At 32.0% G+C, this 23,693-nt stretch carries 25 protein-coding genes and 10 pseudogenes; 11 read left to right on the top strand and 24 right to left on the bottom strand.

Features of this window, described 5'->3' with window-relative positions; translation table 11 throughout:
- Positions 1 to 31: 31 nt before the first annotated feature.
- Positions 32 to 166 (bottom strand): hypothetical protein, encoded by a 135-nt coding sequence (locus tag DN393_RS32145; RefSeq protein WP_001177696.1) that lies wholly within the window; start codon positions 164 to 166, stop codon positions 32 to 34.
- Positions 167 to 416: 250 nt separating this feature from the next.
- On the opposite strand from DN393_RS32145, the gene DN393_RS21685 reads away from it, so the two are divergent.
- The gene (locus DN393_RS21685) at positions 417 to 527 is read left to right on the top strand and encodes a YjcZ family sporulation protein (protein ID WP_000540371.1); all 111 of its coding nucleotides are present in this window, start codon (positions 417 to 419) and stop codon (positions 525 to 527) included.
- A 96-nt stretch (positions 528 to 623) separates the two neighbouring features.
- Here the strand turns inward: DN393_RS21685 and DN393_RS21680 are convergent, their stop codons facing one another.
- The 4 genes and pseudogenes from DN393_RS21680 to DN393_RS32130 all read right to left on the bottom strand — a co-directional run bounded on the left by DN393_RS21680 (position 624) and on the right by DN393_RS32130 (position 4,099).
- The gene (locus tag DN393_RS21680; protein WP_088047624.1) at positions 624 to 1,049 is read right to left on the bottom strand and encodes a DUF4879 domain-containing protein; all 426 of its coding nucleotides are present in this window, start codon (positions 1,047 to 1,049) and stop codon (positions 624 to 626) included.
- Between the two features lie 1,506 nt (positions 1,050 to 2,555).
- Positions 2,556 to 3,180: pseudogene (locus DN393_RS32495) on the bottom strand (DUF874 domain-containing protein).
- 250 nt (positions 3,181 to 3,430) lie between these two features.
- Complete coding sequence (locus DN393_RS21670; protein ID WP_242069246.1) at positions 3,431 to 3,901, bottom strand: DUF6773 family protein; 471 nt, start codon at positions 3,899 to 3,901, stop codon at positions 3,431 to 3,433.
- 1 nt (position 3,902) lies between these two features.
- A pseudogene (locus tag DN393_RS32130) lies at positions 3,903 to 4,099 on the bottom strand (helix-turn-helix transcriptional regulator).
- Positions 4,100 to 4,287: 188 nt separating this feature from the next.
- On the opposite strand from DN393_RS32130, the pseudogene DN393_RS21665 reads away from it, so the two are divergent.
- Positions 4,288 to 4,583: pseudogene (locus tag DN393_RS21665) on the top strand (IS4 family transposase); the annotation flags it as partial.
- Positions 4,584 to 4,775: 192 nt separating this feature from the next.
- On the opposite strand, the gene DN393_RS21660 reads toward DN393_RS21665, so the two are convergent.
- Positions 4,776 to 4,955, bottom strand: coding sequence for a DUF4083 family protein (locus DN393_RS21660; protein ID WP_088047623.1), 180 nt, complete (start codon positions 4,953 to 4,955; stop codon positions 4,776 to 4,778).
- A 336-nt stretch (positions 4,956 to 5,291) separates the two neighbouring features.
- On the opposite strand from DN393_RS21660, the gene DN393_RS21655 reads away from it, so the two are divergent.
- Entirely contained in the window at positions 5,292 to 5,738 is a 447-nt protein-coding gene (locus tag DN393_RS21655; protein WP_088047622.1) for a hypothetical protein, read from the top strand.
- Positions 5,739 to 5,970: 232 nt separating this feature from the next.
- On the opposite strand, the pseudogene satA reads toward DN393_RS21655, so the two are convergent.
- Positions 5,971 to 6,216: pseudogene (satA, locus tag DN393_RS21650) on the bottom strand (streptothricin N-acetyltransferase SatA); the annotation flags it as partial.
- A gap of 168 nt (positions 6,217 to 6,384) precedes the next feature.
- On the opposite strand from satA, the gene tnpB reads away from it, so the two are divergent.
- Positions 6,385 to 7,506 (top strand): IS200/IS605 family element RNA-guided endonuclease TnpB, encoded by a 1,122-nt coding sequence (tnpB, locus tag DN393_RS21645; protein WP_149173901.1) that lies wholly within the window; start codon positions 6,385 to 6,387, stop codon positions 7,504 to 7,506.
- A 60-nt stretch (positions 7,507 to 7,566) separates the two neighbouring features.
- Here the strand turns inward: tnpB and DN393_RS21640 are convergent.
- Both DN393_RS21640 and asnB read right to left on the bottom strand, forming a co-directional pair.
- Positions 7,567 to 7,785: pseudogene (locus DN393_RS21640) on the bottom strand (GNAT family N-acetyltransferase); the annotation flags it as partial.
- Between the two features lie 219 nt (positions 7,786 to 8,004).
- Positions 8,005 to 9,828 carry an asparagine synthase (glutamine-hydrolyzing) gene (gene asnB / locus DN393_RS21635; RefSeq protein ID WP_149173900.1) on the bottom strand — a complete coding sequence of 608 codons (1,824 nt, stop codon included), beginning with the start codon at positions 9,826 to 9,828 and terminating at the stop codon, positions 8,005 to 8,007.
- A 402-nt stretch (positions 9,829 to 10,230) separates the two neighbouring features.
- Between asnB and DN393_RS21630 the strand changes: the two genes are divergently transcribed.
- Both DN393_RS21630 and DN393_RS32125 read left to right on the top strand, forming a co-directional pair.
- Positions 10,231 to 10,800 carry a TetR/AcrR family transcriptional regulator gene (locus DN393_RS21630; protein WP_149173899.1) on the top strand — a complete coding sequence of 190 codons (570 nt, stop codon included), beginning with the start codon at positions 10,231 to 10,233 and terminating at the stop codon, positions 10,798 to 10,800.
- 973 nt (positions 10,801 to 11,773) lie between these two features.
- Positions 11,774 to 11,960: pseudogene (locus tag DN393_RS32125) on the top strand (hypothetical protein).
- 698 nt (positions 11,961 to 12,658) lie between these two features.
- Here the strand turns inward: DN393_RS32125 and DN393_RS21620 are convergent.
- The 3 genes and pseudogenes from DN393_RS21620 to DN393_RS21610 form a co-directional block, all read right to left on the bottom strand.
- Complete coding sequence (locus DN393_RS21620; protein WP_088047508.1) at positions 12,659 to 12,883, bottom strand: hemolysin XhlA family protein; 225 nt, start codon at positions 12,881 to 12,883, stop codon at positions 12,659 to 12,661.
- Positions 12,884 to 13,329: 446 nt separating this feature from the next.
- Positions 13,330 to 13,586, bottom strand: a pseudogene (locus tag DN393_RS32120) (rod shape-determining protein MreC); the annotation flags it as partial.
- A gap of 134 nt (positions 13,587 to 13,720) precedes the next feature.
- Positions 13,721 to 13,951, bottom strand: a pseudogene (locus tag DN393_RS21610) (hypothetical protein); the annotation flags it as partial.
- A gap of 437 nt (positions 13,952 to 14,388) precedes the next feature.
- On the opposite strand from DN393_RS21610, the gene DN393_RS32115 reads away from it, so the two are divergent.
- Together DN393_RS32115 and DN393_RS32490 are read left to right on the top strand one after the other, a co-directional pair.
- Entirely contained in the window at positions 14,389 to 14,586 is a 198-nt protein-coding gene (locus DN393_RS32115) for a hypothetical protein (RefSeq protein WP_088047510.1), read from the top strand.
- Between the two features lie 18 nt (positions 14,587 to 14,604).
- Positions 14,605 to 14,820: pseudogene (locus tag DN393_RS32490) on the top strand (hypothetical protein).
- Between the two features lie 75 nt (positions 14,821 to 14,895).
- On the opposite strand, the gene DN393_RS21595 reads toward DN393_RS32490, so the two are convergent.
- The 8 genes from DN393_RS21595 to DN393_RS21560 all read right to left on the bottom strand — a co-directional run bounded on the left by DN393_RS21595 (position 14,896) and on the right by DN393_RS21560 (position 19,194).
- The gene (locus DN393_RS21595) at positions 14,896 to 15,210 is read right to left on the bottom strand and encodes a hypothetical protein (protein WP_088047512.1); all 315 of its coding nucleotides are present in this window, start codon (positions 15,208 to 15,210) and stop codon (positions 14,896 to 14,898) included.
- A gap of 79 nt (positions 15,211 to 15,289) precedes the next feature.
- Entirely contained in the window at positions 15,290 to 15,604 is a 315-nt protein-coding gene (locus tag DN393_RS21590) for a hypothetical protein (RefSeq protein WP_149173898.1), read from the bottom strand.
- Between the two features lie 399 nt (positions 15,605 to 16,003).
- Complete coding sequence (locus DN393_RS21585; protein WP_154131932.1) at positions 16,004 to 16,216, bottom strand: DNA translocase FtsK; 213 nt, start codon at positions 16,214 to 16,216, stop codon at positions 16,004 to 16,006.
- 418 nt (positions 16,217 to 16,634) lie between these two features.
- Positions 16,635 to 17,282 carry a hypothetical protein gene (locus tag DN393_RS32110; protein ID WP_255449806.1) on the bottom strand — a complete coding sequence of 216 codons (648 nt, stop codon included), beginning with the start codon at positions 17,280 to 17,282 and terminating at the stop codon, positions 16,635 to 16,637.
- A gap of 122 nt (positions 17,283 to 17,404) precedes the next feature.
- A complete protein-coding gene (locus DN393_RS21575; RefSeq protein ID WP_088058124.1) occupies positions 17,405 to 17,530 on the bottom strand; it encodes a YjcZ family sporulation protein in 126 nt (41 codons plus the stop codon).
- 38 nt (positions 17,531 to 17,568) lie between these two features.
- Entirely contained in the window at positions 17,569 to 17,679 is a 111-nt protein-coding gene (locus tag DN393_RS21570; protein ID WP_088058122.1) for a YjcZ family sporulation protein, read from the bottom strand.
- A 40-nt stretch (positions 17,680 to 17,719) separates the two neighbouring features.
- Positions 17,720 to 17,830 carry a YjcZ family sporulation protein gene (locus tag DN393_RS21565; protein WP_097816455.1) on the bottom strand — a complete coding sequence of 37 codons (111 nt, stop codon included), beginning with the start codon at positions 17,828 to 17,830 and terminating at the stop codon, positions 17,720 to 17,722.
- A 1,214-nt stretch (positions 17,831 to 19,044) separates the two neighbouring features.
- Positions 19,045 to 19,194: a hypothetical protein gene (locus DN393_RS21560; RefSeq protein WP_255449805.1), complete on the bottom strand. Its 150-nt coding sequence runs from the start codon at positions 19,192 to 19,194 to the stop codon at positions 19,045 to 19,047.
- 450 nt (positions 19,195 to 19,644) lie between these two features.
- Between DN393_RS21560 and DN393_RS21555 the strand changes: the two genes are divergently transcribed.
- Positions 19,645 to 20,214, top strand: coding sequence for a sunset domain-containing protein (locus DN393_RS21555; RefSeq protein WP_149173897.1), 570 nt, complete (start codon positions 19,645 to 19,647; stop codon positions 20,212 to 20,214).
- Between the two features lie 163 nt (positions 20,215 to 20,377).
- Here DN393_RS21555 and DN393_RS21550 read toward each other — a convergent pair whose 3' ends face one another.
- Positions 20,378 to 20,743, bottom strand: coding sequence for a hypothetical protein (locus DN393_RS21550; protein WP_149173896.1), 366 nt, complete (start codon positions 20,741 to 20,743; stop codon positions 20,378 to 20,380).
- Between the two features lie 135 nt (positions 20,744 to 20,878).
- Between DN393_RS21550 and DN393_RS21545 the strand changes: the two genes are divergently transcribed.
- On the top strand, positions 20,879 to 21,280 hold the full coding sequence (locus DN393_RS21545; protein WP_149173895.1) for a hypothetical protein: 402 nt from the start codon (positions 20,879 to 20,881) through the stop codon (positions 21,278 to 21,280).
- Positions 21,281 to 21,639: 359 nt separating this feature from the next.
- Positions 21,640 to 22,794 carry an S-layer homology domain-containing protein gene (locus DN393_RS21540; protein ID WP_149173894.1) on the top strand — a complete coding sequence of 385 codons (1,155 nt, stop codon included), beginning with the start codon at positions 21,640 to 21,642 and terminating at the stop codon, positions 22,792 to 22,794.
- Positions 22,795 to 23,026: 232 nt separating this feature from the next.
- Here DN393_RS21540 and DN393_RS21535 read toward each other — a convergent pair.
- The 3 genes and pseudogenes from DN393_RS21535 to DN393_RS21525 all read right to left on the bottom strand — a co-directional run.
- Positions 23,027 to 23,164, bottom strand: a pseudogene (locus tag DN393_RS21535) (N-acetylmuramoyl-L-alanine amidase); the annotation flags it as partial.
- A 32-nt stretch (positions 23,165 to 23,196) separates the two neighbouring features.
- Positions 23,197 to 23,436 (bottom strand): holin, encoded by a 240-nt coding sequence (locus DN393_RS21530; RefSeq protein WP_149173893.1) that lies wholly within the window; start codon positions 23,434 to 23,436, stop codon positions 23,197 to 23,199.
- Complete coding sequence (locus tag DN393_RS21525) at positions 23,436 to 23,672, bottom strand: hemolysin XhlA family protein (RefSeq protein WP_149173892.1); 237 nt, start codon at positions 23,670 to 23,672, stop codon at positions 23,436 to 23,438. Before DN393_RS21525 ends, DN393_RS21530 begins: the two co-directional genes overlap by 1 nt.
- Positions 23,673 to 23,693 lie beyond the last annotated feature (21 nt).

Raw genomic sequence — 23,693 nt, 5'->3', positions numbered from 1 at the left:
TGAAAGGTAGTGCCGTTTGGAATTCCTTAAATTAAGAACAAAGCGGTATTACTCCTAAACCAATTAATAAAGCTGCAGCAAACGCTGGAATTGGCGCAGGAATCTCGATACCTTCTACAACTAAAAAGTATTGACCATTTACAACTTTAAAACAAACTAATTGCATGGCTAATCCTCCCTTCTGTTAGGATTAATACATTATATTAAATAATCTTATTATTTATATAATTAAATAGTTTGTTTTTAGAAAATGTGTAATTTATCAACATTCAGCGGAAACACATTAAATTATATTTCCCTTATTTTCAAAAAGACCTGCTCAATTCAAACGTAAAAACATAAGGTAAAGTGAACCCATTAAAATCCATGGAATGAACCCTAGTTTTATACTCTTATCTAAAGGAGGAACTATAATTATGGGATATGGTGGTAGTTGCGGCGAAGGCTGTGGGTTTGCTGGAGGCTTTGCTTTACTCGTTGTACTCTTTATACTATTAATCATTATCGGATGCAGTTGTTTCTGCTAAAAACTATTGGAGGAGGCACCTTTGGGTGTCTTTTCTTTTTGGAAAAATCCCTACACAAAGTGCAGGGATTTTCATGCTACTAATATATAAAACTGATTACTTAATATATAACGACGTGCGCCACGTATCTCTTGGATAATTTATTGAAGTCTTTTGATATTCAAAAGTCCCTTCTTGATGCTTTGATGCGTCCCATTTATATTCCCAACCTACAATAGGATTACCACCAATTATTTGTGAACCAATACTTTTTACATCAAATCCATTCATTTTGGCAAAAGGAAACTGGCCATATCCTATTTCTTTTGTGTAAACATATAAGTAACTTCCCCCATGATCTTTAGTTGTACTAAAACTATTAGGAGTAATGTATTCAACTCCACCCAATTGTGATTCCACTTTTACTACACTTAAAGAAGTTAGAGGTGCTGCTGGTCCTGCTGATGCCTCCGATGCCATTCCTAACCCAACTACCGCTGCCACCGCTAATGATGATATCCCTAATGTAACTTTTTTAAACATATAAACATCCCCTTGTTTTATAATAAGTACAAGTTTGATATTAGCATAATTTTATTAGAATATTCCTTATTTTGAAAACGTTAACAATTTCTACTTTTTTTGATATGCAATTTAGCATATCGATTGACATACAGAATAATCCAGCTACTACTTTCAATATAAAAACTATTTTCAAATTTAATATTATTAACTCACTAAATTCTCGTCAAAAGACTGGTCGTCTATACAATAGTTTGGTAACATATAAGTATCTTTTAAGAAGGAAAAGCTAATATAGATCGACTAAATAATGTAAAGAAAATGTTTTATTGCATAAAAAAAGGCTCCATTGCTGGAGCACTCAAAAAATAATATAAGTAAATGAATTAAAACAAATAACAGACAATTAAACTATATAGATAAAAAATATATAAATCTATATATATGCAATATTGCATATCGAAACAACTATTTATTGATGCTATAATAAGCTTACTCAATGATTGTTATATTTTTTTATGGTTTTTAAGTAATACAATACCTTCTTAACAGCATTGTACAAGGAAAAAAAGACATCTTAATCGATGTCTTCTTTTCTTATATGATAACAACACAATAAAATTAAGATGGTTCAAGTCGGAGGAAGGCACCTTTGGGTGTCTTTTCTTTATGGGCAAAAACAATCCACTTGTTTTAAGATGGATTATTGCTACTACAAGAGTAATTATAACTAATCTTTAGGAACCCTTTTCTCTATTTGTGGAAAAATCATCGATGTAACCCCAATACATATCCCAGCTATAAGAGCTGCTATAATTAAGCATATACATACCATATTTAACACTAAAAATCCCCCCATTGCTCAATGGTTCTACTTGTAAGTAAAAGAAAATATAAACATTGAATAGTTCATGTAAGTTGTTAACAACATGTATCTGTTTTTTCTATATAATACATATGTATTATACAAACTTAATCTGTACTCTACATGGAGATACACTAGAATTAGCTTAAAAACTTTGGCGGCACCTTAGGGTGTCTTTTCTTTATTTCTCAATATAAGAACTCTAAGAATATGCTATTATTTTAATACAAATTCCCTTTTATGCATTGAGATAGTATTGCCCAAAAAAAGCCCACCTATTTCCGTAGGTGGGCCTTTTCTTTATTACACAATACCAAATTATACTCTCATTTTTTCGTGAACTTTATGCAATTATACATATTCTCAAAAAATACACCAAATAAATATTACATGTAGTAAAATATAAATTGTGGATACATTCTATAAAGCAGATTCTTTTGAAAGACGTAACGTATTGATCTTAAATCTCTTGATATTTAGTGAACTAACAATCTGGTGTATATAGACGATTCTGTTTTATAGGATGTGTTTACACGTATAACAAAGGGGTAATACGTGTATATTTATATAAATTTAAAGTAGTTCAAGTCGGAGGAAGGCACCTTTGGGTGTCTTTTCTTTATGGAAAAATCCCCACACATTGTGTAGGGATCTTGTTTTTCTTACCATTTAATTTTTGTTGGATTTAACTTGGAAATGTATCCACGTACTAATTGTTTTTCGTTGCTGTCATAGATACCGATATCACCAGTGAAATTTTCCTAATATTCCCCTAAATAGTCTTTTGATGGTGCTTTCAAATCTACATATAATCCCATTGTCCCGAAACTTGCCACCTGGCGCGCTGCTATGTCGCATACTTGTTGCGCTGTTTCTTTCGTTGTTCCTGCTGGAACGATAACAACAATTCGAGTTAGACTGTCTTTTTCTTCAATATGGACATCTAGCGCCTGTTCAGCCACCTTTATTCCATCCTTTGCTGTTTGGATTCCTAATTGACTTGATTTCACATCTTTATTTCACGCTCCCTGGCCTTGTTCTGTCATCGATTGTTCCGCTTTTTCTTGTGCTTTCGCTTCATTTAACCCACTGCTTTTCTTCCTGAAATGCTTTAACTTTTTCTTTTTGTTCCTCTTTCTTCGCATCTTGCTCTATTGTCTCTTCTTCAGTACCACACGCTGCTAATAATAAACTTGCTGCAATTGTTAAGCCTGCTAATTTAATTCTTTCATATGTATAAACGACCACAGATACAAATATTAACTTTGTATCCCATATCTGAATCATTCAAATGATAACTAATTAATATTCAAATTCTTTATATTTAAATATTAACTTTATAATCTATTCTCAATCAAAACAAATTAATTTCTTCTTAAAACGTGGAATCATTCTTTTAAATTGATAGTGATGGAGTAACACCGCATCGTTATCAACCTAAGAGAAGGAAATACACCAAAAACAAAAAAAACGATAAAAAAATAATAAAAAAGCTTATCATTAAATACTAAAGGATAAGCTTTTTTGTCTATATGTATTAAATTTTATTTGATCTCTTCCAAGCTATTACTGTAATAAGATATTGAATACCAAATAGGAAAACGAAAAGTATAATGAATTTTGCTATTACTGCTAACCATCCGCCAAAATCTTCAGGGAAGTAATATTTGTATGTAGTAGCACCTATTGCGACAAAACAAAAAATAAAGGTATTACTCATTTTTTCTTTTAATTTTTCTTTTAATTGCTCTTTATTATTAATATCTGTTTCATAAACACCAGTTAGAATAGATTTAATAAAGAAGAAAATCATATAACAAATTATAATGGCTAATGAAGCAATCCATTCTAGGAATGGGTGGTGTAGATATGCTCCCCTTATTACAACATCTATAAAAGCTAAAAGTAGGACAATAATTCCAGATTGCGCCCAAATTTTCATTTCGATTTGTTGAATTCTTTCATCTGAGTGTGTACTGAGTGAAAACCATTTTTTTAGTTTTTCCATTTTAAAGTTCCTCCCAAAATAATTTATCTAAACTTTTATCTAATGTTTTAGCTATATGAATGCAAAGCTTTAAAGAAGGGTTACACTTATTACTTTCAATAAGGCTACTGGTTTGTCGCGTAACGTTTACAACATCGGCCAACTCCTGTTGAGTTAGACTCTTTTAACTCTTGCAATTTTCTCTTTACTTACAAACACTACATACACCCCATTTGTAAAGTTAACTTCATATATAAATCCCATATTCTATATATTAAATTATTATTAACATAAATGAAATATATATATTACATTAAGTCACATATAGATTACGAATATATATTTTTTTATCTTAAACCATCCGTTCCTATAATTTCTGTAGAATTATAGGAACGGATGGCTTTTTCATGTCTGTTTCTCTGTATGATGAATTAGAACTAATTGCTCACGAAATTCGAATTTTTTTATCTACATATACCTTACAGTATCTTGCTAGAGATGTTCGTTTTGTGCAACAAAACAGTAAGTACCAAGCAAAAGGTTTAGTAAATTTATGTGTATGAGTTGGCCAAAATATAGCTATAACTTCTTTAGCCCAGTTATCTAGCTGTTTAGAAGCATCAACAAAAGTACTCATCAGCCCGCGGAGTGACTGAATCAACTGTTTAATAAGGGGACCGTACCACTGTTACAACACCTACTTTTTGACAAGGACCGGCTTATTTTTTGTTTTGAGGATATTTGCTTTTGTTAGATTGATAGTGATTGGGTACCTACAGCATTTCGCAGAAAAGTCACGCTAAGAAAAAATAAAATGAGCCATCCATATGGACAGCTCATTTACATAATTTGCGTTATTGGGAGCTATTGCAAACTACTTCTATTTTGAGTAAGGTCAATCTTTGGTTTGTTTTTCTAACAGTTGAATAACTTTATCTAACTTTTGCTCAACTGAATCTTGCTTTTTGTGATTACTAGTATGTTGAATTAAACGTATAATTCCCCCAAGCAATGTACCGATGATCATTAATATAATAGCAACTCCTATATAATAAATAGAGTTTTCTAAAGGCATTATACAGGACTCCCTCTTTCCTTATTTTACCATTTAAAAGAATTGATTTGTTGTTTGATTTTGGTTGTATACTCTATACATGTCAGGTTCGTATAACGTCACATGATCGGCACCAAGAGCAAAGAGACCCCCTACTCTCGGAAAGAAACCTCCTTTTTCTTTTAGTTATTTGCGTATCCCAAATGTAACCCCAAGGGATTTATGTATCCGAGTTTTGGTGTGCTTTATATCAAATATGCATAATTTCATAATTATTCCTTATATAACGATATTGAAGTTTACATTTTTAACCTGTAAAATACAGGATGTTAAATAAATACCTAAGGGGTTGTTAATATGAAAAAATTTATGAGCATGTTAGCTATGTGTTTTGCACTTACACTAGCATTTTTACCAACTATTTCAAAGGCGGATTCTTCTCCATTACGAAGTGTTAGCATTAGTGCTGTAGGCGATAATAACAAAATGTATAGTGCAAGTTCTTACTTATCTATTCCTGTTCTTAAAGGCGATTACCTTTATGTGAAAGTTAGTGAAGTAGGTACACCGGATTCATATTCAGAAGCTTTAACTATTAATGGTATTAGATATTCAGGAAGTTCTTTAGACGAAGTCAGTTCTTATACTGGTCCATTCGGATCTGAAAAAACATTTAGATTACGTATTAAGGATTCTTACATCTTCTCAAATACACCAAATTCAACAAACACTATAGCTTTTGAAGCTAGAGTTCCTTTCTCAATGCAAGTATTATCTAAAAGTATATCGGTTCATGTAGAATAATTTATAACATTATTATTAATAAAAAATACATCCCTATAAGGATGTATTTTTTATTTAATTGAAGAAAAGACGATGCATACAATATCAAAATCTAATTAACATATCATTTGATTATCGGTAGCAAGATTAAAGATGCCCCTACTCTCGGAAAGAAACCTTCTTTTTCTTTTAGTTATTTGCTTGTCCCGGATGTAACAGCGAGGAATTTATATATTCGAGTTTTGGTTTACTTTCATTTGAAATGCAAATACCAATACATTGCAACTTCATCGCTTTCTTCATGTATCCCTCTATATACTAAAAAATCCAACCCACCTATTACAAACCCACATTTTTCATAGAACCTACATGCTGCTACATTATTATTTTGTGTTTCAAGCATTATACCTGGCATATTGCTTTCTTTTGCCCACTGTGTTGCTTGCTCAATTAACCTCCTACCAACTCCAAGTGAACGATATTTTTTATCCACCTTTATCATTCTCCTCAAGGAACGCGAAGTGAATAGGTGGGAGATGAATTGGCTTCGAACAAGAGATGGCAGGAAGCCATCTTAATTGTTCGACATACATAAAGTGTTACTTCACTATCCATCGAATATACGTTTGGTGTATAATATTCATATACCGAAATGGAGGTGAATCAAATGATAATTAATAAAGCCTTTAAGTTTCGTATCTATCCAAATCAAGCACAAACAATTCTAATTAATAAAACGATAGGTTGTTCTCGCTTTGTATTCAATCATTTCCTATCCCTATGGGATCGCGCATATAAAGAAACTGGAAAAGGTTTAACATATGGTACATGCTCTGCCAAACTTCCTGCCATGAAGAAAGAGTTTGTTTGGCTCAAAGAAGTGGATAGTATTGCGATTCAGTCGTCTGTTCGCAACCTTGCGGATGCGTATACACGATTTTTCAAAAAACAAAACAGCGCACCGCGCTTTAAATCTAAGAAGAACAACGTACAGTCTTATACCACAAAACAAACAAATGAAAACATTGCCTTTGTAGGGAACAAAATAAAGTTGCCGAAGCTAGGCCTTGTTCGATTTGCCAAAAGTCGTAAAGTAGAGGGACGTATTGTAAATGCGACTGTTAGACGGAATCCTTCTGGCAGATACTTTGTGTCATTGTTAGTCGAAACAGAAGTACAAGAACTTCCGAAAACACATTCTTACATTGGAGTAGATGTAGGACTAAAAGATTTCGCCATTTTGTCAGATGGAACACCCTATGAAAATCCAAAGTTTTTCCGATCATTAGAAGATAAGTTGGCGAAAGCACAGCGTGTTCTTTCTAGAAGAATAAAAGGATCTTCTCGTTGGAATAAACAACGAGTAAAAGTAGCTAGAATTCATGAATACATATCCAATGCTAGAAAAGATTACTTAGACAAAATCTCAACTGAAATCATCAAAAATCACGATGTTATCGGTATAGAGGATTTGCAAGTATCGAATATGTTAAAAAATCGTAAGTTGGCAAAAGCAATTAGTGAAGTATCTTGGTCACAGTTTCGAACCATGTTGGAATATAAAGCAAAATGGTATGGTAAACAAGTCATTGTCGTATCGAAAACATTTGCTTCCAGCCAATTATGTTCTTGTTGTGGATATCAAAACAAAGACGTTAAAAATCTAAACCTACGTAAATGGGACTGTCCTTCTTGTCGTACACACCATGATAGAGATATTAACGCAAGTATCAATATAAAGAATGAAGCAATAAGGCTTCTAACCGCAAGGACTGCGGGGCTAGCCTAATCAATTAGAGTTCGATAGAACTCTTTACTTAGGAATCCTCCACTTCTAAACGAAGTGAAAGTGGGGGTAGTTCAAATATTCAGTGTATGCTAGTTCATCATCATATTGGTCTTGTAAATAACTTTTCTCATAACTTGGAACGTCTTCTACTGTATATTCTATTTGCTTATTTATTTTTGAAAGAGAAAAAATCAACCGAGAATTTACTATAAAACTATCATCGATCTCCGGTAAATTGTCTAAATCATCTACTTCTAATTCTCTAATTAAAAGGTTCATCATATTCTCCTTTACGTGGGACCTCCAATTCATATTATTCCCCCTAGTTCTTTCCATGTCCCTTATTCAATTCTAATTTACTAACTGATTAGCGTTATTGCAAATCAAAATAATAAAACCGCATCTCCAAATGTTAGATAACTATCTAATACATTGGAGATGCGGTTCACTTAGGTCATTGAGGACTCATCTATCCTCTTTATTCGAAAATTACATTTATCATACTAATTTAACATTATATTCCTGAAGCCAACTATTAACTTGAAGTAAATAATCTATTATACTTCGTGCATCATTACCAGAAATTACTTTGTCTTTTCCTTCTGCAATAGCACGAACTCTTTCTACATTTATTAATGGTAAAATAGGTGATTGAGGATCGTTCAACACATGTAACATCCAATCACTAATACCTTGTAGATATGAAGCATCCTTTGTGCTTGGATATGCACTTTTTTTGCGATAAAGTACATCCTCTGGAAGTACATTTTCAAAAGCTCGACGTAAAATACCTTTTTCAATATTGTCTATGCTTTTCATTTCGAATGGAACATTCCATAAGTATTCTACAAGCCGGTAATCGCAAAATGGAACCCGTACTTCAAAGCCATTCATCATACTTGTACGATCTTTTCGTTCTAGCATAAATGGCAAGAAACGTGTAATAAACATGTAAGACATTTGACGTTGCTTCATTTGCAGATCACTTTCACCTTCTAAAAAAGGAACCTCAGCAATCGCATCTACAAATTTTTGTTTTTGATATTTTTCAGGGCTAATCTTATCTTTAAAATCCTCTGATAAAATTTCTGTACTATACCATAAATTAACACTCCAAGGGAATATTTCTGCATCTAAAAACTTCTCTTGGTGGAACCATGGATATCCTGAGAACACTTCATCTGCTGATTCGCCTGAAAGTGCAACTGTTGCGTCTTTTTTCATTTCCTTAAATAGCAAATAAAGTGATGTTTCTAGTTCTCCAACTCCAGGTAGATCACGCGCTCGCATTGGAATTAATAAATGCTCTATTAAACTATCTGATCCCAATTCTATAGAGTGATGCTTTGTTCCTACATATTCAGCCACACGTTTCACCCAAGGTTCATCACGATCAAAACGAAGGAAGTCTTGCTCAAAGTCTTTTTCATCATTGATGAAATTCAGGGAATATGTATGAAGGTGTTCCCCTTTATTCCCAAATTCGTTTCCTGCTAAACCTGTTAGACCACTTGAATCTAAACCTCCGGAAAGCATAGATACTACTGGTCTATCAGCAATTAACTGACGTTTAACCGTATCTTGTAAAATAGAGCGGATTGTCTCCACTGTCGTATCAATATCATCTATATGGTTTTTACTTTCAAGTTTCCAATACTGTGTCGTATTCGAGCCATTAGTGGTAAATGTCATATAATGGCCAGCACGCACTTCGTGTATATCCTTGAAAATCGCATGACCTGGAGTACGTGTTGGTCCAAGACAAAATATCTCAGAAAGTCCTTCTTTATCTACTTCTGCATCTACAAGTGGATGCGAAAGTAAAACTTTTAACTCTGAACCAAAGAGAATTGCACTCCCTCTTTGAGCGAAAAATAAAGGCTTCACACCTAGATGATCACGACCAAGCATCAATTTCCCAAATCTTTCATCCCAAATACCAAAAGCAAAAATCCCATTTAAGTGTTGAACACAATCTTCTTGCCATTCTAAATAAGCATGTAGTAATACCTCTGTATCAGACTTTGTCTGAAATTCATGACCTTTCTCCTCAAGTTCTTTACGTAATTCTTGATAGTTATAAATTTCTCCATTGAACGTAAGACCAATCGTATCATTTCCATCTTTATACAGCATAGGTTGAAGGCCACCTTCAGGATCAATGACGATGAGACGTCGATGACCTAATGCCGCTCGTTTTGAAAACCAATGCCCCTCTGCATCAGGTCCTCGGTGAATGATAGCATCTGTCATTTTTTTTAACGTTTCTTGTTCATTAGACAAGTCTTTAGACCAGTCTATCCACCCTGCAATTCCACACATAGTGTCTACCTTCTCTCAAATAGTATAGAAACCGACTAAAATCAAATACCAGTCGGTTTTTCATAAAAAAATCCGACTAAAAACATCTTTTAGTCATGTTTATATAATAAAATGAATTGAGTAAAAAATCAAATTATTCAATCGATGAGGAGATCGCTGTCTCCTTTCACTTGAATTCTCATCATCCAATTAATAACCTATGATCTCATACTCTCATTTCTATTCTTAAGATGTAAAATCGTATTCTATTATGGTTATATACTAGATATAGGAATGATGTGTGTTATTCTATAAGAAGCAACTAGAGGACTTTCTATTAGGCGTTAATAAATGACAAATAGACTGATAGAGAATGTAATGACAGAAAACTTCGCTAAATATTTCAAGGATAGGGTGTAGACGATGATAAAATTAGAAAAAGAAAATAAAAAAATGAAAATCATTCAATCTGCCACAATACTGTTCTCTACGCGTGGTGTCCGTAACACAACGGTTGATGAAATTGCAAAGAAAGCTAAAGTTGGTAAAGGAACTATTTATTATTACTATACAGATAAAACTCAAATATTATGTGACTGCTATATGCGTCATATTCAACTTAAACGCTCACAATTATTTGATTTATATAAAGAGGAAAAGGATGTTTTGCTACGAATACAAAAAATCCTTCATTATATCAGCCTAGAATATCATCAAGACCCATTTGTTTCTACACTCTTTCAAGAATATAAAGAGTACCATTCACCTGAAATTATAGCTTGTTTAAAAAAATCTGAAGAAGAAGCAATTAAAATGATAAGTAATTTGCTTGAAAAAGGTTATCAGCAAGGGGCTTTTCAGAAGGTACCATTACCGCTTACAGCTTTTATGTTAGTGCGAATGATTTTTAACTATGAACAGGATTATATAAAAGATGATAAAAGTGATAAAGAATTTCTTCAGTTACTAAAACATATGCTTCTTAAAAACTAGTTTTAACCACATACAAAAAATAATTGTGGTACAAATATATAAAGAAAAGCACGAATACTGGTGTTTTTAATGAGCTCTTTTCAGTCTGGACAAATATAAGAAATATCCAATGTTTATTTAGGAATAACTGATAAAATCCCAATCCGTATGATTGTCCATAGAGTAATAAATTTTGTAAAGGACCTTTTGATATATTATTGATTTGCTTACCTGAAGAAATTTCTTTAGTTAGGTATTTGCCAACCTTTCTTGTTTACTATCAATCAATTTTAAAAAATTCTTCGTTTAGGGGCTACTTTAAAGTCTTAAGTTGATGGGCATGTGGTGGACCCCTACTAATATTCTTGCTTTTAAATTATTTTCAGTATATTATATTCATATGGTAATATAGAAATTACGGTATACAGAAAGGGATCAAATCTATTTGTAAGATTTAAATCCTTTTCAAAGATAAAAAAATTCCACCAAAACGTCATATAACTTATGCTTCTCTTTTTAAAATGTATCTAATAAACACACATTTTTTATCAATACAATTGTGTTTTCAATATAAATGGAAACTTTTAAATAGAGGTTTATTTACTTTCAATGATAGGAGTTAGTGTCTAAAACATAGAGAAATAAGGCACCATACATAGTACCTGACAAACTTGAGAGGTCTTGTATGTAGTTTACTCATTACAGATAACAAAAGAGCCTTACCTATCTAGGCAAGACTCTACTAGTTTAGTTATATAATATTTACATAACAACTAATAAACTAAAAACATATAGCACCAAGTAGCAGAACCCTAATATTCCTCCTACAGCTAATACCTGTTTAGCCCAACTTTTAATTTTCAGATTACTGTAAATCACTTGTACTCTTTCCATATTTCCTCCTATTAGGGCGAACCCTTAAAGACTCTCACCTCTGTATGGTACCATTAAAGAATGACTAATAGAGGTATAAGTTTTGTCTAAACGTATAAATATGCAATATTGCATACAAAAATGTATTGTTATAAATGTAACCGCTTACTATAATAAGGTTATAAAGATTCAACACACCTTAATACAAAAGCAGAGGAGAGAATTATATGGAAATCGCAATGGCAGTTTTAAAATTTATCGGTGGAACAATCCCATTAATTCAGGAACTTCTAAAAGCATTTATGTAATTTCAATATTTAGTAATTCTTTATAAATATTATCACACAAATGATTTGTATATCAAAGATGAATTGATTTACAGATCATTTGCGTGAGCAAGGTCCCTTTAATATTATTGAGGGACCTTTTTAAATTTTTAAACACTTAAGGTTACATCACATCAACATCAAGTTAGCAAAACAAAATAAAAAATACGCCACCCACTCCTATGATTCTACAAAAAGAATAGCGTATTTTTCATTTTGGAGCATTATAAAACTTTAGCTTGATGGTGATGAGGTAACCAGTTTTAATTTAGAGATACAATCAGATTATACAAAGATGCCCCACCAATATGTAGAAGATGAAGAATACACTTGCAAAATTGAAACGATTGAATTAAAGAACTTGATATTATTATGGTTAACAGAATGTGAAAATCACGTAAAAAACCGTAATCTTAACTAAAAAATACCAATCCCTCCCTCCTCTCCATGGCCGTCTTGGTATTTTTTACGTTCACATACAAATTATTATTTGTATTGTTGCATGGGTTCTCTTTTAAATTATATACGTCTACTTTACCATCGATAAGTACTGACTAATGTCTCACATTCAATCGTACAGATTACCTATGTCATGTTCTAAAGGAACCCTCTTGGCTAAAATGGTAAAAATAAAGAGAGACACTTGTCCCTCTCTCCATAAGTACTATTATTTTTACATTCTAAATCATCCCTTTTAATATTAAGCCCAAAACTGACATAGTAATTGCACTAATAATAATTCGTAAAATCCAAGTTGTATTCATGCTAATCTTTTCTAATTGCTTATTAATTGTAGCTATGTCTTTCTCATTAATTGTTGTGCGAGTTTCTAAATTACGAATATCTCGCATTAACTCTTTTTGTTCTGCTTTTAAATTGTCAATTTTTACATAAACATCTTCCAATGCGTTCACATCCTTTTATAATCTTAATAGAGCAATCTTTACATAATATGAGACAACCTTATTCATGGTGAATTCATTGGAGGAAATTCCATACCACATCCGTATATTGTTAAAAATAAAAAAAGAGGCAATTTTGCCTCTTTTAATACATAAAACTTGATTTTATCCAGCTTTATTATTAATACCATTGATTTGTTGCTTTAATTTTCATCCAATTAACTTGATTGTGTCCTATTTAAATTGATGGTTTCTCAATTGAATACTACACAATTCTAGACATTATGATTGATATCACGGATAATTTTAAGAGCATTTCGTATAAGTGTGATTTAATTAATTTCAGCTATTTTCAAAGACGACATATTAGCGATTATTTATGTCTATTCTACATAATTGTTAGTAAGTTCATTTGCAAAATTGTTAGCACTTATAAATTATCTTTTACTCTAATAAATGATTTGAGTAAAACCATATTCATCTGACTCTTGGTCCACCACTTCTGCTACATCAAGACCAGATATTATCTTTGCACTTAGACTAGATGTAACAAATTTATCACCTTTTTTAATTTTTCCAGCCTTATCTCTTGGGATTTTTTAATTTTAAGAACTTTCTTCTTCCCATCGTACCCTCCCCCTGTAAAAAACCCTAGAATGGATTGATCGGTTTGTATTGTTACTGCCAAACGATTCGTTCTTTCATCTTTACGCATCTGGGTGCACCGCTTTCTATACAACTAGGCAGAAATTCGGTTATTTTCCTCTTTGAATAACTTTTTTCTTATATATAAACTTACAACTTTTATATTAGTATTAGTTAAATTCCCCCACCAGGCTCTGTATTAGCTGGTGCTCCAGTATTTCCATGTGCATAACTAGGAGACCATCCCTCTCCATGAGTATAAGATGGTGCTCCTCCATGATTTCCATGTGCATATGCAGGCGCTCCTCCTCCATCCCCTTCTGAAGCCGCTTGAACAATACCTCCACCATTTCCATGAGTAAAACCAAAAATTCCAAATCCTAAAACAGATAAACCTACGACTGCTGTACCAATTTTCCTTTTCATAATCGCTCTCCTCTATATGTATTTCATGTTAATTGAAATGAACATATTATGGATATCAGTCATGATGAAAATTCGACTCATTTCATTATCATATATTTATATTTCTATGTATTTTTTTGTAAAACCTTCTTGAAATCTGAAGAAAATGGTTATTTTTTGTAAAAATTTAAATATAGTAACAAATTATTCATTTTACAATTTAGGCTTTGTTGCCTAACCATATTCACCCCTTGCGGTAATCCCTAATTTAGTATTGAAATTCTCTAAATCTCAATGTATTATATTTTTGTATTTTCTCAGTTCCCAAGCCGAGAATACATCATCACTTACGAAAGGACCCGAACTTCATCGGGTTCTTTTTCATTCTTCTCGAAAATCTATTTATATAAATGTAGAATTATAGATAAGTTCTAACATTTTGAATCGAGATGAAAATCATGAGAAGTTTTAGCTCATTAATGATCTCTACTGTTTGTTCAATACTTCTTATAATTTGGAATGTCTATTCCTTCTATAACGGCTTCACAACAGGGGGCACATACTACTGGATTAATGGTATCGCAGCTTTTATCTTCCTTTTATTCTTCATCCTCAACATGCGCGATTTTAAAAAGAAAAACTACAGAACTTCATAACAATAAGAGTTGATACATATGTGGGAAAGATTTAAAAACTATAAGTATTCCTCAAAGGAATTAAAATTAATGCTTTAGTTATTTGGTATTACTTGTCTTGTACACTCGGTCGCTTTCTTTGGCGGACTATTTTCTTCTGAATTTCTTTGGTTTAAAGGTGTTTGCGCTATTGCAGCACTACTAGCTTTTATGGATGTTAAGCGAAAAATTAATAAGTACAAGATAGCATTATGAAAAGGAGCCATTACGGGTTCCTTTTTTCTATTCAAAATAAAAAAGCAGCTGTTAGGCTACTTAAAGTTTGTCTTATCACCAAATAAAATGATATATATATTCTCCCGTTACACTTTCATCAACTCCAGCAACCCTAGCAAATCTCATCACGTCAGCACCCTGAAGGAAATACATTGTTAGCATAACTGGCACCCGTGACCACATAAACCGATAAAGCTCATTTACTCTTTGCTTAGTCGTAACAATTAAATCATTTGCAGGTCCATTAATCCACGCAGAGGTTCTAACTGAAGTAAACGGAAGATCTTTCCCATTCACCACTATTCTCGCCATAATTTGTGTTATATCCACATCGATACCCTCATTCCAAGAATTAAATCTGTTTCCCATATTTACATAAGTATTCGATGCTATAAGAAATGTTTAAAATGCTTTTTTATCAAATAAAAAAGCAGCTAATTCGCTACTTTTATTTGCTCCAACCTTCAAAATCTTTATATTGCTTTGGATATTCATTTTTGAACACATTTTCATGCCATGCATCATCTGCGTCCGGCCTTGACTGCTTATTATTGTATTCATTCACATCACCATTTCCATTGAACCACTCAGGATTCCTATGAACGTAACGGTAAATAAACTGTCTTGCTTCTTTTAATGAGTTAAATTCTCCAAAGTATATCTTTTGTTCTATCCCTTTCCCATAACCATGTACAAAGTAAGTTGTTCCCTTTTCTCCATGCGTTTCGAAAAAAGATCTTTTTGACTCATCTATTTTTCTCATATCAACATCCCCTTTTCAATTTAATTTAGATTTATTATATAGAATAAAAATAGCTACTTTTAAAAAGATTTGTATTTTATTTCAAATCAACTGTAATAAAATACAAATCTCATACATCGCTGTATTTCCATTCATTAAGTTCGTTTGTTTTGTGCAAAAGAAAAAGCACCTATTAAGCTAGGTACTTTAATTTTTTCATCACATAATGAAATCCTGTAGCTAAGGCTCCAGCTTTAAAAATAAAAACTATAATATCACTTAGCGAATGCCATTCAAACATCCAATCACCTCCTCCATAATCATACAATAAAAAGCTTTATGGATATTTTAAAATCATTTTATAATAATATTACTATTTATATACATTTCTTTACAATATAAAAAGCACCCCAATGGATGCTATTTATTTGCTAAAACTTTTCTCGGTCCTCTACCTTCTCTTGGCTCGATAATATTATTTTCTTCTAGTCTATTAATAATTCGAGCAGCCCTCGTATACCCGATTCTAAATCTACGCTGTAACATCGTCGTTGATATTATTTTCCTTGTGATTACCCACTCTTTAACAGCTTCATAAACCCCATCTACATATTCTTTAATCTTCTCTTCCATTGTCCTTCTCCTTAAATATACGATAAATGAAATCTCATACTCCTTCACCTACGTAATGTGAATTGCAATTGAATGTAAAAGAAATACTGTCCGTCCAATTTGCAACCATCCTTGTTAGTTATAACAATCCATTTTCAATTATCAAAAGGCTCTCGAGCAATGTTTTACATTACTACTTATAGTACAAATATAACACGTTACCTCCAAAATAACCGACACATTTCCTGCCAAACAAAGGCCATTATCCTGGCACTTTTTTTCATTGAATTCATAATATAAGATACCTTTATAATAACAAGGGAAATAAACAATATCACCGTAATAAAAGAAGGAATTTTTTAAAATTCCTATCCTCCTTTTGATATAGTATCAATAAAACTAGAGCGACCAAAAAAATGTGTATTAATATAGACTGAGATCATTTTGCATCATTATCGTTTTCTGATTTCGTACTAGTATCTTTTAAAAAATTACCTGCTAAATTAAGTAGTTTTTTTCCACCTTCACTATTCATTAGATTCATTAAAAATACCGGATCTTGAATTTTTTTAAGTAGCGTTTGCATAAATACAGATTTAGCAACACCTAATATCTCTGTTGAAGTGATTTTTATATTAAAATACGGAATGTTAATTTGAAATGGCGAGGAATCTAGCGTATTGTTTTCCTGTTTATTAATGGTTTCGTCTGTGATTTCATCTGTGGTTTTCTCTGTAATTTCATCTGTGGTTTCATCTGTAGTTTCATCTGTGGTTTCATCTGCAGTTTCATCTGCAGTTTCATCTGTGGTTTTATCTGTGGTTTCATCTGCAGTTTCATCTGTGGTTTTATCTGTGGTTTCATCTGCAGTTTCATCTGTGGTTTCATCTGCAGTTTCATCTGTGGTTTGATCTGCAGTTTCGTCTGTGATTTCACCTGTGATTTCATTAATTAATTCGTTAGGCTGTTGAGGGAGTGTAATGGTTTCAACCGTTATAATTCTAATTTTTTTCTGAACTACCTCGTTTGTTGGAATAGATAGAGTTTGGTACGAAACATCCTTATGAAAATATGGATTAGATTCCATTTTTTTCTCCTTTCACAACGAACTTATTGGTTGTCCTTAACATATATTATATTAATGAGGGATTACTTCACATCATGTGAAGTAATCCTCCATTTAATCTTGGTGATATAAAAAGGTGTTACTTAAGCACCATATCCCCCGCCCCAACAACTTGCACCAACGATAATAAGCAAGATAAACAATACAACTAGTAATGCAAATCCTCCGCCAAAACCACAACTGTTTCCATATCCTTTTTCTGTAGTCAAGATACATTCCTCCTTTTAGAAAAAATGAATTTCATAAACTAACAAATCCAAGCAGCACCAACGATAATAAGCAAAATAAACAACACGACTAGTAATGCAAATCCTCCGCTAAAACAACAACCACGTCCATACCCTTTTTCTGCAGCCAATATACACTACTCCCCTCTAGAAGCGAATGAACTTCATAAACTAACAAAAACAAGCAGCACCAACGATAATAAGCAAAATAAACAACACGACTAGTAATGCAAATCCTCCACAATTACTATAACCATGTCCATACCCTTTTCCTGTAGCCAAGATACTCCCTCCTATCCAAAGATGAATTTCATAATACTAACAGAAGTTCTATTAATACAGCTCGTAATGAAAACAAGTTAATATAGAAAGTGTATCTACTCATTGCAATCATGTTGTACTTGCTTCTCACTACACTGACACTATATGTATTGGGCTGTAAACGGTTATGTGCTTTTATATCAACTTTTCCATTTTTGATGAAAATGCCATTAATCAATTTATAAATTGTTACATACTATTTTATAGTTTTATAGTTCCTCATTTGAATTGAATCATACATATATTTCCCCTCTACTTTAGTAATTCAAAAATACATAACTATTTCACTAAGTAACTAGTATATTATTTTAAGTTCTCTATGAATTACCCATATTTTATATTTTGTGTAACTAAGTCCAACGCTAGATCTCTTAATACTCTCAGCTTTAATAAGCTTCCATTTTTGAATTACATAGTATGATAAAATTCGGTAACTGTATACAATGAAAAACAAGATACATTAGTGAGACTGTATCGTCAGTTCAAATCGGAAATCGTAGTTTTTCTGCTGTAAGATCTCTTCCGCCTAATCCAATTTAATAAAAAATAGTAATCTCTTATCCCGCTATGAGAATGTAAAAGCTAAATTTTCACATTCAATTAACCGAGCAATTGGCTTTTGCTAACTGCTCTTTGTTTATAAAAAACGAACTCAATTGACTGCACGCACATATAATATTCTGTGTTCCTTTCTTTATAAATTGAATTAATCATTACAAAATGAATCTCGTCACGAGAGCACTTTATTAAGTGCTCTTTTTTGATTTTAAACTAAAACATACTGAAATTTTTATGATCATTTTTAGTTAAACTTCACATATCATTAAATGAAGCTGGGTATTTATTAGCGATTAGGAGTGCCCTAATACGGCACTCCTTTTTTTGTATGCAAAAAATAGCGGTTTTATTAAAAAATCACTATGATTTTTTTACTGCTATTTTTATATGGAATCGACAATTGCAAAAACTTTACTTCCTTGAGTCCTAACACTTTGTGCTAGGACTTTTCATCATTCAAATCACATACCATTTTAAATTAAATCCTCTATATCTAAACCCGTAGTACTTTTTATCGATTCCAAAACTGCTCCGTACTTTCTCCATACAAACTTGTAAACTAACTTATTATATTCTTTACAAACTCATCATACAACATGGCTTTCACATCAAGTATTTCAGGCATTCGCTTCACCCCTTTTAATTTCTCTCATATCAGTAGGCCCTTTCCAGATACCCGCTTGTTTCCATTGTATTTTCTTTTTCCCAACATACGAGGGGCTAAGATCATACATAATACCAATATCTTTATCCGGTATAACTTGCATGTTTAAATTACTGACAACCTCAGGTGCTAAACCACTCGGAGTTTTCCTTCATATATACCTTCCTTGGATAGGTTGCAGTTTCTCTAATCCAAATTGATCTATCACTACTTCTGATACAGTAAGAGTCGATAAACAAAAACTGCGCTTTGCATTTGCCATCTTTTTTACTATCCTAAGCAAGGTTGCTCCTGTAGGATACTATACTTACAAAAGACAATACGAAATCCGAGTCCTCTTCAACGTACGTATTATACAATGAATATAAATATTGAGCTCATCGATGTAGATGCTCTTATTAGCATAATGAAGCATACATATTAAAGAGCTATTACTATACAAGGATTGGCTCTTTTCTTATAACAAACCGAAAATCAATTATTTTTGCAAAATACCTTCATAACATCTGTTATACTGTATATTGAAATTTAAAATACTTAAGGGGGGATTAGGATGGCAAAAGCAATTAATGAAAAAGAAGAAAAAAAGCGCAGAGGGTGCGGATGTTTTGGGTGCCTAGGTATTATTATTTTATTAATTATTTTAATTGGCTCTTGCGCTAAAGATTCGGATAACGATAAATCCGACAAAGCCGCTACTACTATTAAACAAGAAGAAACAAAGAAATCTGAGGAATCAAAGGAAGACGAGAAAAAACAACAAGATCTCCAGAAGCAACAAGAGGAACAAAAGGAACAAAAGAAACAAGAAGAGCTCAAAAAACAAGAAGCTGAACAAAAACGACAACAGGAACTTCAGAAACAACGTGATGAACAGCAAAAACAACAAGAATTGAAGAAACAACAAGAGCAACAAAAGAAACAAGAAGCTGCTACTCAACCCAAAACAAATCAAGTAACAGAACAAAATGGTACTTGTACTATCAAAGGCAATAAAAATAGTAGGGGCGAGAAAATTTATCATATGCCTGGTCAACAGTTCTATGATAAAACGAAAGCTGAAGAGATGTTTTGTTCAGAAGCCGACGCAAAATCTGCCGGTTATAGAGCATCAAAAAAATAAATTAAAAAATCGGCTCCTTACGAGCCGGTTTTTGTTTTTCTATCATCATCTCTAACAGTTTCAATAATCAGTATTAATAAATCCCATAGCATTTGTTTAAATTTCTCACTATTTAATAATTTAAATAAGAAATTCTGAATTTTCTCTTTTATATATTTATACATTACTTCTCCCACCACTTTTCTTTTAACATACTTTTAGCTATACTTCGTAAAAATTTACTTTTACTATTTAACGAAATATCTTCTAATAGCTTAATTGCAACTTCTTCATTAGATTGATTTCTATCCATATTTAGTAATTCTTCTGCTTTCTCTGAAAGTTCATCAACATTTATTTCAATATCATTTTTAACTGCAACATTAATTTCTTCCATTCTAACTTTCAATAAGCTTGATTCCTTTTCTACCGACTCTAATGCAGCACCCATTACTTTTGATTCAAACTTATTCTTTATCGCTTGTAATTCCGCGTGCTTTTGGGTTAACTGCAGTTCATTCTGAGAATCTACATTTCCGCTCTTATCCATGAATTCATCCCCTAATAATTTGTATATACAAACATTTTAACAGGAAAATATTCACAAATACAGAACTTTATTTAACATACATTTCTATATATTAATTGTTAATATAAGGATGTAAACATTTAAAGGAGGATTATCATGATACCATTTAAATCAACATTACCCATGAAAGACTTTTTGGATACATTAAATAAACAAAAAGCAAATGTGGTATTCACTCACGAAACAAATTCTACCCCTAGTCAGCATTTTGTAATTACTAAAGATCGTTATGACAGTGGTAATCACGCAAATTATTATCACATCTATGTTAATGGCTTGCTCTTACCAGTTGATATTGTAGGTACAGAAGCAAATGCTTTTTTAGTTATGTCAATATTATATAAAATCCTTTCTACATCAAATAATGCTAAGTCTTTTATTTCTACTGAAGATGTACAATTACGTATTGAAGAATATCTTCCTTTATTACAAAAATGGATTGAAGACCCTCAATCCATGGAAGTTAACAATATTAACCTATATCCAAAGTGGTATTAAACTCTCTATCAAGAATGTTCAAATTAAATCATTCTATAAATGAAACATTCTGTATTGCGATATATATGTAATAATATACTTTAATCATATGTTAACAATAGAAGGTCTGCTTAAAAGTAACAGCAGACCTTTAATATTAAATCCCCTTTTCCCCTAGTTACTGCAAATATTTATTATCTTTATAAGCAGTGATATAGTATGTTTTGTGCTGACCATTATGGATAGTTATTGAATTATTCAATTACCACTAAATATTTACTTAATTTGTAAATTTAAATACAATACTAATTGTTATATTTGTATTTATTAATAAAAAAATTTAATTAATTTGTGAAAAATTAATTATTAGGAGATTACTTATGAATTTCAAACAAATTATTTTAGCGGGCGCTGTTCTTGCTACATCAACATTTACTTCTTTGACAAATGTACACGCTGAGACTGGATTTCGTGATGTTCCTTCAGATCACTGGTCTTATAAAGCAATAATGGATTTAAAAGAGAGAAATATCTTTGCTGGTTATGGAAATGGTATTTTTGGTTTTGGCGATCCCATTACACGTGGTCAAGTTGCTAGGTTGTTATATGCATATTTACAACCAGTGGATGATCCTTCTTTCAAAAATCCATTCAATGATGTAAAAGGTACTATGTTTGAAAAAGAAATTTTAGCGATTGTAAAAGCTGGAATTATGAATGGATACGGTAATAGTAGATTTGGCCCAGATGATATTTTGACTCGTGAACAATTGGCTGCTGTATTAAAACAAGCTTTTAACTTAAAAACAACATCTATAACTACATTTAAAGATGTTGAAAAAAATTATTGGGCTACTAACGCAATTAGTGCACTACAAGAAAATAAAATTGTTGTTGGAACAGGGAATAGTATGTTTGAACCCAAAAAAATTGTAACTCGTGAACAATATGCACAATTTCTATATAACACAATAAATAAGGCAGAAGTTAAACCCGAATTAATACCTTTCGGTATCCATAGTTCTATGATTACAAATGATTTTTCTTACGACAGTAAAAACTGGAACAACGCTTCGCCTGTGCTAAAAAAATCCGTATCTAATGAAGCTCAAAATTTAATTACCAAAATAAATAAGAAATATAATGAGAATTATAGATACGCTAGCGCCTTTGTCAACAGTATGGGCCTTCCTGAAAGTGTACAGTTACGTACTTCTAACCCTAATTTGGGAAGGATTTATGATTTAGGACAAGGGCAGTTCTTTGTAGAAGGTGAAAATGAACATGATTTCTATATTATGTTTATAATTGATAACGCAACTGTTGAATTAGCAAAAAATTGGGTCCCAATGATAAATGCTAATCTGAATCTAGATAATGAAATTAATAATGCTGTAACAATAGCTCAAAAACGCCAATCTGGGCCATATTATCATACATACAAAGAAAAAGATAATTACAAAATAGAGCTAGGGGTAAGCCCTCAAACTGAGAAAGGCTATGATGCATTATTCATAGGTGTTAAAAGAAAATAATTGATAGATAATAAAAAAACAAGGCCCCATTGGAGCCTTGTTTTCTGTTCACTTCAAATATTCATAGTATGACTTATGCACATCTAACCATCTAATAAAATTTTAAGTTGAGAGTTTGCAAGGTTTATTGTTAATTCATTTGGTGTATTGTGCGATTGGATTTGATGAATTGGTGAATATAAACTAAACAAACATAAAAAGAACCATCTAGACTAAAGGAAACAGTCCTTTTTCATCTCACATACACATAGGCTTCATTTGCTGTTACATAGTATGTTTTTCCTTTGCTATTGTGTACTTTATATTGTGACAATCCATTGACAGTTACTTTCGCATCAATCGTAAATCCTGCATCTACAAAAACAGCAACAACTATGGATAAAATATGTTTCTATTTCTTTTTCATTTCCGATTGTCATCCTTTTTCATAATTTTCGTATGGTCAAACAATCCACTTGCTGACAATCCGATAATCATTCCTTGAAATATATTCATTTTGATATCTTGAGACAAAAATAAAACACCTAGCATAATGCCAAGCGTCAAATTTAATATCGGGATATATTTCGTTTGCAATCCATTTGTTTTTGCAATTTGTGATAATCCTACAACAACCCCAATTATGGCCGTGATTTCAATCATTACATACCGCCACCTTTCAAGAGGAAAGTCAGAGCTGCTCCAATTAGACCACCAATAATAAGGCGTAAGATCCATGTTGTATTAGCACTAATCTTATCTAATTGCTTATTGATATTAATAATGTCTTTTTCATTACCTGTTGTCCGCATTTCTAAACTTCTAATCTCTAATCGTATGTCCTTAATATCTTGCCTTATTTCCTGAACATCACCTTTCATCTCCTGTATATCATGCATATTGCCACCTCTTTCCCATTT

Source organism: Bacillus sp. BPN334 (assembly GCF_008368885.1).
Classification (GTDB): Bacteria; Bacillota; Bacilli; order Bacillales; family Bacillaceae_G; genus Bacillus_A; species Bacillus_A wiedmannii.
Note: the sequence above shows the minus strand (reverse complement) of the source record. Positions and strands in the feature narration are given on the sequence as shown.